Here is a 10488-nt window from a genome sequence, read left to right as displayed (position 1 = left end):
CCATTAGTGAATATTTATCTGCTTATTTCCCGACCAACCCTGTAGTGTGGGATGGTGCTGCAGCAACAACAGCTTTGGGGTATTGGAATGGAGAATGGATCATGTATATCGTAGGAGTGATGTTCATTCTGATTTTAGGTTGGCTGTTGTGGCTCAATGCCAGGGCAACTAAAGTCAAACAGTTTAATATGGTATATTCGGCAGAAAGGCCATTCAGACCCGAAACCACGCATATGGCTCATAATATGTATGCCGGATATAATAAAGCATTAGGCTTTATTTCAGAACCAGGTATTACTAACTTTTGGAATCGTGTAGCCAGTTTTATTTCTGATAGTGCAGGTATACTCAGACGAGTATACACCGGAAACGGGCAAACATATGCATTCCATATTGTAGCATATATTGTAATCATCTATTTCCTGATTTTCTAATGAATTTGACTTATGAATGACATTATAATTAAACTGCTGTGGACCTTATTGGGATTGTTTATCGTACTCAACTGGGGAATGTTGATGGGGGCAACCATGCGGAAAATCGTGGCCCGAGTTGCTCATCGAAGAGGAATTCCGTTTTATCAGCCCTGGCTCGACCTTGTAAAGCTATATGCTAACCGTTCTTCAATTTCTCATGGCGTGATGTTCTATTTAGGACCTGTGTTTCGTTTAGGTGGAGGCGTTGGCATATTTTTGTTTTTACCTCTTATTTATGGTTCAGCGTATTTTAGTAATTTCTCCTGGGCAGGAGATCTAGTGTTGATCCTCTATTTCCAATTTTTTGGAATGCTCGGAATGGCACTTGGAGCAGGCGAAGGTGGACATCCTAACTCAGTGATTGGCATCACACGCGGTTTATCGCAGTTTACAACTGTTGAACTGCCACTTACACTGGCCGTTATTTCAATTGCACTGCAATATAACACGCTTTCAATACACGAGATTGTAGCCGCGCAGCAAGGCGGTTTTCAAAACTGGACACTAGTGACCAACCCTTTGGCTACGGCAGCTGCTATGTTTTCTTTACTCGGGCTGTTTCGCCATGCGCCATTTAACCTTGTGAAAGCTCCAAACGAAGTGCCTATTGGACCGCCAACAGAGTACCATTCAGCTTTTCTGGGTGTATTGCGCACCAATGGAGCTATTTTGCACGTCGTCGAAGCTGCTTTGTTTATGAACCTGTTTTTTGGAGGCGCCACAAACTGGGCCGAGTTTATTCTTAAAACTTTCCTGATTTATTTCTGGTCAGTTTTGGTAGGAGTGGTTTTTCCACGATATCGCATAGAGCAGGCAGTAACCTGGTTTTTGAAAATTCCTCTTGCAATAGGAGTTTTAGCGGTAATAATTTTTATCTAAATCGATAATGGCTAAAAATATGGCTGAAGATCAAAATATAAATCAAAATCAAGAATCGCAGGAAGATAAATTTCTTGCCGATGAGAACAAAAAGCGCCTTGTTACCGGACCTGATGGTGTGCAATTCGAGGTAGATCCCATGCAGGACTACTTTTGTGACAAGCGTCCGGAAACCGATGCGCCTAAAAATAAAATTGTAGAAAAGTTCCTGAACTGGGCAAGAGCCGAATCTCTTTGGGTGCTGGGTTTTGGAACCGGTTGCGGAAGTATTGAAATACCACCGCTTTTTTCACCCAGATTTGATGCTTTTCGCTATGGGGTGCAAATGCGACCTACCCCAAGGCAGTCATCGGTAATTGTGATTTCCGGATACCTATCGGTTAAAACATTGAAACGGGCCATTCGCACCTATGAGCAGATGCAAAGCCCAAAATATGTTTTGGCTTTGGGCAGCTGCACCATCAATGGTGGAATGTATTACGATTCTTATAATACAATTAACCGTGTGGATTACTACATGCCGGTAGATATTTATGTGGCTGGCTGTATGCCACGTCCCGAGGCTTTGCTTGCCGGTTTCAATAAGTTAAAAGAACGCATTAAGCAAGGGCGCGCAGAGGGGGCCAACGAATATGCCGAACAATTTGATTGGTATAAAGCCAATCAAAAAAAGATCATCAAAAACTGGAATATGCCGGATTACAACTGGTAGTTATTCCTAATCAAGATAAAACGCTTCCAAATATGGAAAATATTATTAAAGATATAGAATCACGTTTTCAGGTAAGCGACTATGTACAACAAAGACCTGAACTGGCTTATGCAACTGTAAAAAAGGACCTTGCAATAGCCCTGATTACGCATTTAAGAGACATTGAGGGATTTACACATTTTGTTCTACTCACAGCGGTCGACTGGTTAGAGGAGAATAAGTTTCAATTGACTTATATTTTAAACCATCCGGACAAAAAAGTTGATTTGGGTATCAGGGTATTTATCGACAGAGCGAACCCAATCATGGACAGTGCGCATCACCTTTGGGCGCAGGTAGCAACTTACCAGCGTGAATTAAAAGAAATGTTTGGTATCGATTTCCCGGGCAGTCCGCGCGTCGATGAAGATTTTATCCTGGAAGGATGGGATGATATTCCTCCATACAGGCGCGACTTTGACACGTTGCAGTATTCCAGGGATACCTATTTCCCGCGCGAAGGCCGTAGTACTAATGATCCCGCAGAACACATGAAGAAAAAGCTGTATCCAGATGAAGAAAAATAAAACACTTTGGCAACCCGATCGCTCAAAATATCCTGAGCACGACAGCAATGGAAAACCGATAGTTGACCTGCAATCGCAAAAATATACCAAGTTGTGGCAAGGTCCCAACCATCCTGGTGTTACAGGTAATATGTCGCTGGAGTTGACGTTGAGCGGTGATGAAATTGTAGATGCTAAAACGCATGTTGGATATCTTCATCGCGGTTTCGAAAAGCTTATGGAGCGCCGTACTTACATGCAATGTTTCCCTTTAAGTATTCGAATGTGCGTACCCGAAGCCGACTCTAACGAATATGTACTCTCCACCTGCGTTGAAGAGCTGGCAGGCATAGAAATCCCAGAGGCCGCAAAATGGTTGAGAACACTTGCGCTTGAAATGGCACGCTTACAAGTTTTGTTACGTGTGGTGCCTGGTATTGGGGCAACACTATCTCTGGGCCTTGGGTCACAATGGGGAATGTATATGCGCGAACAAATTCTGGATCGATTCGAGGAACTTACCGGTGGCCGCATTTATCATATGTACATGCTTCCTGGCGGTGTGCGCGGACATTTACCCGATGGTTTTAAGAAACGGATGGAACAAAATCTAAAGGATATTGAGCAATTTGTAGCCAAAATCGAAGATCTGATTTTTACGAACTCAGTATTCAAAAAAAGGACTGTAGGCCGTGGCATAATCAAACCAGAATGGGTAAGCCAGTATGGTATTGTCGGTCCTAATGCCCGCGGTGCCGGATTTAAGCGCGATGTGCGAAAAGATTATCCTTACCTCAAATACAGTGAACTCAACTTTGATCCGTATGTAGGTAAGGATTCCGATATTTACACAAGGGCCCAGGTACGCAAACATGATTTGCTTATGACCGTTGATCTGATTCGACAAATATTGGATAAAGTGCCCACAAGCGGCGATTTAAGAGCTAAAACACCTAATGTGTTGCATTGGGAGATACCTAAAGGCGAAACTTACGTGCGTTCTGAGTCCTCTCGAGGAGAGTACGGAATGTACATGGTTTCAGATGGATCAAAATATCCCAGAAGAGTGAATTTACGAGGACCCAGTTACACGCATGCAGTTGCATTACTCGAAAAAATGTTGATCAATGCCAATATATCAGATGTTCATGCTATCATGGTATCGCTGCAAACCTGTCCTCCAGAGATTGAACGATAAATTGGTTCAATGTTCAATCCTTAAACCTTAAAATAAAAATTATGAGCCTCAAAGACATACTCACACCATTTACAGCCTGGAAAAATGCATTCGAAGATTCAACTGTGATCAAAGATCCGTTGAATGATCGTCCGGGTGCCGACCGTTATCGTGGTTTCCATAAAAATGATGTGGAAAGCTGTATTGGTTGCGGCACATGTGAAGAAATATGCGAGAATAAAGCCATTGATTTGGTTCCTGTAGACGGTATAGAGACCAAAGACGGTGATAGTGGATTGCGTCCCAGGGTAGATTATGGACGCTGCTGCTGGTGTGCCCTGTGTGTTGATGTGTGTACTACAAACTCATTGACACTTAGTAACGAATATACCTGGGTTTCTGAAGATCCTGAAGAATTTCGTTTTATTCCCGGAATCGATAAAAAGTCTTGGGATGATAACGAGAAAGGCTGGAAAAAACCAGAGCCCGGTTATGATTTTTATGAGCCCAACAGAGTGGCTATGGAGCATCTTGAGTCTGAAAAGCGCGATAATTCATTTGTTGAAATGGTTAAAGGCTTTTCTAAAGAGCAAGCTAAAGCAGAAGCCGACCGTTGCGTGGAATGTGGAATTTGTGTAGCTACCTGTCCCGCACATATGGGAATTCCCGAATACATAAAAGCCGTGCGAGAAGATGATATTGAGCAGGGATTCAGTATATTATACGAAACCAACCCACTGCCCGAAATTTGCGGACGTATTTGTACCCACAAATGCGAAACTGTATGTTCGGTTGGCCATAATGGCGATCCGCTCTCTATACGCTGGCTTAAACGCTACATTGCCGATCAGGTTGAATCTGAGGATTATAAACGAGTACTGGGAACCGACAGCATAGAGCAGAACGACCAAAAAGTGGCCATTATTGGTGCGGGTCCTTCAGGATTATCGGCAGCTCACTATCTTGCTTTGATGGGATATCAATGTACTATTTATGAAAAATTACCCGAAGCCGGTGGTATGATGCGCTATGGAATACCGGAATACCGTTTGCCTTATGACCAGCTTGACAAGGATATCAATTATATAAAAAGTTTAGGCGTGGACATTAAAACCAATATGGAAATTGGAAAGGATGTCACATTGAACGAGTTAAAAGAGAATTACAATGCAGTGTTTGCAGGCACAGGATTACATATTGGCCGTAGCACCCGTATTCCGGGGACCGACCATGAAGAAGTGTACATGGCTGCCGATTTATTACGCAAAATTTCACTGGGTGAAGAAGTGCCGGTAGCGAAAAAGATTGTAGTGATTGGCGGAGGTAACGTGGCTATGGATATTACACGCTCATTGGCCCGCTTGCAGAACAAAAAATACGGCGATGTAGATGTTTTGGCTACTTCGCTCGAATCGGAAGATATCATGCCCGCCGACCGCGAAGAGGTGGTAGAAGCACGTGAGGAAAAAGCAGTGGTTGATCCGGGTTGGGGGCCTGAAAAAATTGAAATTGACGAAGGTAAACTGAAGGGCCTTCACGTAAAAAAATGTGTTTCTGTATTTGATGAAAACGGGCGATTCAGTCCCAAATTTGATGAGAATGACCGCAAGTTCTTCGAGGCCGACATGATTGTTGAGTCTATTGGTCAGGGAGCAGATATCAGCTACATACCCAGCGAAGTTCGTGATAATATTGATTTTAATGAACGAGGCCGCATGGTTGTAAATGAATATTTTCAATCAAAAGCTGAATGGCTTTTCGTAGGTGGTGATATTATACAGGGACCCGATGTAATTCACGGTATTGCAAATGGTCACAAGGCTGCCCGTGGTATTGATAAATATATTAAAGGTGAATTAAAATATGCGGATAAATAGATTTTGAAGATGGAGATTTAATATAACCAATATCAATTATTTAGCATCCAGAATCTAGCATCTAAAATTTAACATCCAAAAACTAAAAATATGGTTGATCTGAAGACATCTTACATGGGAAAAACGCTGAAAAACCCCATTATTGTGGGTAGTTCAGAGCTTTGCGATTCTCCTGAAAAGGTTAAGAAGCTGGAAGAAAATGGTGCTGGTGCGGTAGTGCTTAAATCCCTTTTTGAGGAGCAAATTATGATGGAGGTTGATGCACAACGCGTAAATAATATGTATGGCTCTTATGATGATGTGGAAAATTACGTATCATTTTATACACGTAAACATAATCTTGATGAATACCTTTCGCTAGTAGAAAAGTCAAAACAGGGTACAGATATACCTGTTTTTGCGAGCATCAACTGTATTTCAAACGGCGAATGGGTAGAGTTTGCCCGGCAGATAGAAAGCGCCGGAGCAGATGGTTTGGAGCTGAATATGTTTATCATGCCCAATGACCCGCAAACCAGCGGAAACGAAATTGAAAGAACTTACTTTGAAATACTGGAGGACATCAAGAAAGAAATTTCTATTCCTGTGGCCATGAAGGTAAGCTCTTATTTTTCGGGTATGGCTCAAATGCTGGTCGATCTATCCAAAACTGATTTAGCAGCCCTTGTACTTTTTAATCACTTTTATCAGCCCGATATTAACATAGACAAGGAGGAGGTTGTTTCGGGAGATATTTTTACACAGCCTCGCGATATTTCCAATACCCTCCGTTGGGTTGGATTTTTATCCGATCATGTTGAATGTGACCTTGCAGCCTCAACCGGCGTGCATTCCGGGCACGATGCTGTAAAAGCCCTACTTACCGGTGCAAATGCCGTTCAGGTAGCTTCTGCGCTGTATAAAAATAAACCGGCCTACATTAAAACCATGTTGCAGGAAATTGAAAACTGGATGCAGCAAAAAGGTTATAATAGTTTGAACGATTTTAAGGGAAAATTGAGCTATGCAAACGTTAAGCGGCCTATGATGTATGAGCGTGCCCAGTTTATGAAGTACTATTCCAATTATACTGATTTGTAACATTCAGATAGGCAAAATTATACAGTGGAGACATACTACTTTTTTGCACCAGTATTTGATTCTATGTAGTTGTTATCGAATACTATACATAATGCCGAAGGATGGTTGAACACCGGCAATTTCTAATTCTATGGTTCCTGCAATTCTTATTTTTGTTTGTAAAATTAGGTTGCCGATCTTATAGTGAAACCCTGCTCCAAAATAATGTAGTAAGAAAAATGAAGCAAGATCAATTGTATAAGATCCGTTAAAACCCAGCCCGGGCTGTAAGTCAATGTATTCTATTCCGAAAGGAATCCCTATTGGTTTTTTGTCATCCAGAAACTGATTGAAACCAATTAAAAAGAACAGGTTTTCATTTCGTTCAATTTGCTGAAAGTAAAAGCTAGCTGAAATATATTGGTAATTATCTCTATTGTATTTACTTCTGTAGGTTGAAGAAAGTGAAAAGTTTCCAAAATCAACGGAAAAAAGCAGTTTGCGTTTTACATCTTTCCCATATTCGATACATGACTCATCGCCACAACTTAATTCATGATATTTCTTTGCGAAACTTACAAGGCTTTTATGATCAATACCACTAAGATTAGAGATGTCTTTTTTTAACCCTTCTGTATCTCTTGTATAAAAATCCAGCACGCCTTTATATTCAATGGTTTTTTTGCGGTAAGTTTTACCATCTTCATATATCATCTCATTTTTATATTTTAGCTCGCGTAATTTAAGGCTGTCCTTTTCAATATAATAATGATTCCCTCCATATTTATCTCTGTAAAAATAAGCGTCAAGTTCACCATTGATCAGGTATTCTAAAAAGAGCATGCCATGTGTAGAGTCCACATATTTTGATACATAGTATTTACCATTCGTAAAGCGGTAACCATAAATTTCGGATGGTACAAATGTTGTTTCCTTTTCGCCTTCATTGGTTCGAAAATTTATGGATTTTGCGTTTTTACTGTATTTTTTGTTCAATAATGATCCCCAAACAGTGTCTTGCTGGGTTTTGAGAATATATCCGGGTTTCCATTCATTTTGAGCTAGCGTAACCGAGGCAATTGTAATTAGCAGTAGCGTGTATTTTAACCTCATGACAGTTTGTTTTTAATAACGGGTAAATATAAAAAAATAAGCAGCCAATTCATTTTTTTATGAATGTTTTTGCTATCTTATATTGTATATAATTCCAAATAATGGACTAACACCAACCATATCAAAATTTACTAGGTTAATTACCAGGCTACATTTTGTTTGAATAATTAAATTACCTGATTTATAGTTAATGCCACCACCTAAATTATTAATTATAAAAAAAGATGCCAGGTCCAAAGAGTAAGAGCCATTTAAGCTAAATCCCTTTTTTGGATTGATGTATTCAAACCCAACAGGGATCCCGATACGATATGGATAATAAAGATGCTTGGAATAAAAAGTATTGACTCCAATAAAAGTAAAAAGTTTTTCACTTTGTTCAAATTGCTGAAAATAGGTTTTTACACTTATGTAGCTGTCTTGACTTGTGTTTGACTCTTTTGAATATCTGCCCGTATAAAAGAGTGATCCATGATGTATGGCAGCAAATATCTTTCTTTTAAGATTTTTACCATATACCATACAATTCCCATCTTCACAACTGAGTTCATGATATTTTTTCGCAAACTTGACCAGACTTTTATGATTGACATTGTTTAACCTGGTAATATCTTTTTTAATACCACTGGTTTCTTTTGTGTAATAACTTAGCAATCCTTTGTACTGATTGTTTTCCAGAAGATATCTTATACCATCCTTTCGAACGAACTTATCCTTATACTTTAGTTCTTTTAGGGGAAGGTTATCTTTTTTTACAAAGTAATGATTGTCTCCTGTCTGGTCTTGATAAAAAAACACGTCAAGTTCACCGTTAACGAGATATTCCAGAAAAATTCGCCCTACTGTAGAATCAACATACTTTGATACATAAAATTTACCTTCTTTAAAACGATATCCATAAATATCATCGGGTAGATATGTTGATGGTTGTTCGTTTTCATCAGTTCTAAATGTTATAGCATGCGAATTTTCGTTATAGTTTTTATTCTGCAGCGATCCCCAAACAGTGTCTTGCTGGCTTTTGAGAATATATCCGGGTTTCCATTCATTTTGGGCAAATACGATGGTACTAATGGCAATTAGTAAGAGTGTACAGTTTAATTTCATGAGTTTTTCATTATAATAACAGACAAAGGTAAAAAAATACATTACTTTTCGAGACAATAGATAAAATTACCTGTTGCTGTGATTGGCCCAACGATAAAAGATTATTAAAACTCCATACCAGCATTAAATCATATTTTACTATTTCAAATTTTAATCTTTTTTTATGCTAAAGTTTAAATTTTAAAACAGATGATTCAAATGTCAATCAAACATTTCAAAGGAAAAATTTCTGATTTCAGTGACTAAAGATGAAAGAAAAGTACAAAACTAGTATGTTTATTATGGTTTTCGTATTTTAGTACGCTACACGAATAATTAATTAAGTGTTAAGCGAAAAAAACATAAACGCACTTTGGCTAAAAGCCGGAATTATTGGCAGTTCCTGGGCTGCATTTGAAATTATTGTGGGTAGTTTTTTGCACAACCTGCAAATTCCCTTTGCCGGAACCATGCTTTCTGCAGCTAGCGTATTTTTGCTTATCAGCTTTGCCCAGTTATGGAATGAACGGGGTGTAATTTTACGTGCCGGTATCATTTGCGCACTGATGAAATCAATTTCGCCAAGTGCGGTAATCATTGGTCCAATGGTAGGGATTTTTATGGAAGCGCTGCTCATTGAACTATTGCTGCTCATCATGGGACGTCACATTATTGGTTTTGTTATAGCTGGTGCAGTAGCAGTACTTTGGTCGCTGGTACAGAAAATTTTGTTTTTGCTACTCATGTACGGCCTCGATTTAATCGAACTGGCCAAATCATTATATCAGTACCTAATAAAGCTATCCGGAATCGACTCGTTATCGAGCCTTTACCTGATTGCGGGTATTGTGATACTCTATATGGTTCTGGGCGCTGCTGCGGCCTATGCAGGATTTGTGAGCGGCAAAAGGTATGTAAACTCGAATGTGAAGAATCATTACACATTAGAGGTGCGTTTAAATCAGGAAAATGCTTTTCAAACCAATACTAACCAACAGTTTTCTGTGTTGTTGCTTTTTGTAGTTGTGGGTGCCATTGTATCGAGTTTATATTTTATTAATAAACAAATGTATTGGGCAGCAGGTCTGCTGGGTGTTTCGTTTATAGTATTTTGTATTTACCGATATAAAAATTCGACCAAATATTTGAGAAAGCCTAAAATCTGGATTCAATTTATAGCAATCACAACTATTGCAGCAATGATATGGAGTTGGGCCGCTACAGGCTCTTATTTTTCAAAAGAAGGATTAGTTGTAGGATTAGAGATGAATTACCGTGCCCTGATTATCATTTTTGGATTTGCTGCTGTTGGAGTGGAGTTGCGCAACCCGGTGGTAAAAGCAATCCTGTTCCGCAGAGGATTTAAGCAATTGCACCAAACCTTATCTTTTTCATTTGCTGCATTGCCGGTTATTATTGAAAGTTTACCAAAACCTGCACTGTTTTTCAAACAAAGAAACAGGGTAATGGCTCAGATATTAGATCAGTCGCATAATATGTTACAATCTATTGATGATGAATAAAACCTTTATCATATCGGGTGAGGTGCATGGTGGAAAAACCA

10 protein-coding genes are annotated in these 10488 nt (G+C 39.5%); 8 read left to right on the top strand and 2 right to left on the bottom strand.

Annotation, left to right across the window (positions count from 1 at the left end; all coding sequences use genetic code 11):
• The 7 genes from VJ937_RS03820 to VJ937_RS03790 all read left to right on the top strand — a co-directional run.
• The coding region (locus VJ937_RS03820; RefSeq protein ID WP_324065570.1) for a hypothetical protein at positions 1–434 on the top strand (434 nt) is incomplete at its 5' end.
• Between the two features lie 12 nt (positions 435–446).
• A complete protein-coding gene (locus VJ937_RS03815) occupies positions 447–1355 on the top strand; it encodes a respiratory chain complex I subunit 1 family protein (RefSeq protein WP_324065569.1) in 909 nt (302 codons plus the stop codon).
• A 19-nt stretch (positions 1356–1374) separates the two neighbouring features.
• The gene (locus tag VJ937_RS03810; protein ID WP_205627928.1) at positions 1375–2067 is read left to right on the top strand and encodes an NADH-quinone oxidoreductase subunit B; all 693 of its coding nucleotides are present in this window, start codon (positions 1375–1377) and stop codon (positions 2065–2067) included.
• A 32-nt stretch (positions 2068–2099) separates the two neighbouring features.
• Positions 2100–2633: an NADH-quinone oxidoreductase subunit C gene (locus VJ937_RS03805; protein WP_324065568.1), complete on the top strand. Its 534-nt coding sequence runs from the start codon at positions 2100–2102 to the stop codon at positions 2631–2633.
• Positions 2620–3810 (top strand): hypothetical protein, encoded by a 1191-nt coding sequence (locus VJ937_RS03800; protein WP_324065567.1) that lies wholly within the window; start codon positions 2620–2622, stop codon positions 3808–3810. The genes VJ937_RS03805 and VJ937_RS03800 overlap by 14 nt, the downstream gene beginning before the upstream one ends.
• Before the next feature lie 41 nt (positions 3811–3851).
• The gene (locus VJ937_RS03795; RefSeq protein ID WP_324065566.1) at positions 3852–5666 is read left to right on the top strand and encodes an FAD-dependent oxidoreductase; all 1815 of its coding nucleotides are present in this window, start codon (positions 3852–3854) and stop codon (positions 5664–5666) included.
• Between the two features lie 90 nt (positions 5667–5756).
• Positions 5757–6746, top strand: coding sequence for a dihydroorotate dehydrogenase-like protein (locus VJ937_RS03790; protein WP_324065565.1), 990 nt, complete (start codon positions 5757–5759; stop codon positions 6744–6746).
• A 72-nt stretch (positions 6747–6818) separates the two neighbouring features.
• Here the strand turns inward: VJ937_RS03790 and VJ937_RS03785 are convergent, their stop codons facing one another.
• Together VJ937_RS03785 and VJ937_RS03780 are read right to left on the bottom strand one after the other, a co-directional pair.
• Positions 6819–7838, bottom strand: coding sequence for a hypothetical protein (locus tag VJ937_RS03785; protein WP_324065564.1), 1020 nt, complete (start codon positions 7836–7838; stop codon positions 6819–6821).
• Between the two features lie 72 nt (positions 7839–7910).
• A complete protein-coding gene (locus VJ937_RS03780; protein ID WP_324065563.1) occupies positions 7911–8945 on the bottom strand; it encodes a hypothetical protein in 1035 nt (344 codons plus the stop codon).
• A gap of 323 nt (positions 8946–9268) precedes the next feature.
• On the opposite strand from VJ937_RS03780, the gene VJ937_RS03775 reads away from it, so the two are divergent.
• Entirely contained in the window at positions 9269–10447 is a 1179-nt protein-coding gene (locus VJ937_RS03775) for a hypothetical protein (protein ID WP_324065562.1), read from the top strand.
• The last annotated feature ends 41 nt before the right edge of the window (positions 10448–10488 follow it).

Origin of the sequence: Salinivirga sp. (assembly GCF_035268865.1) — a bacterium.
Taxonomy (GTDB): Bacteria; Bacteroidota; Bacteroidia; order Bacteroidales; family Salinivirgaceae; genus Salinivirga.
This window is presented reverse-complemented; position numbering and strand designations above follow the sequence as displayed.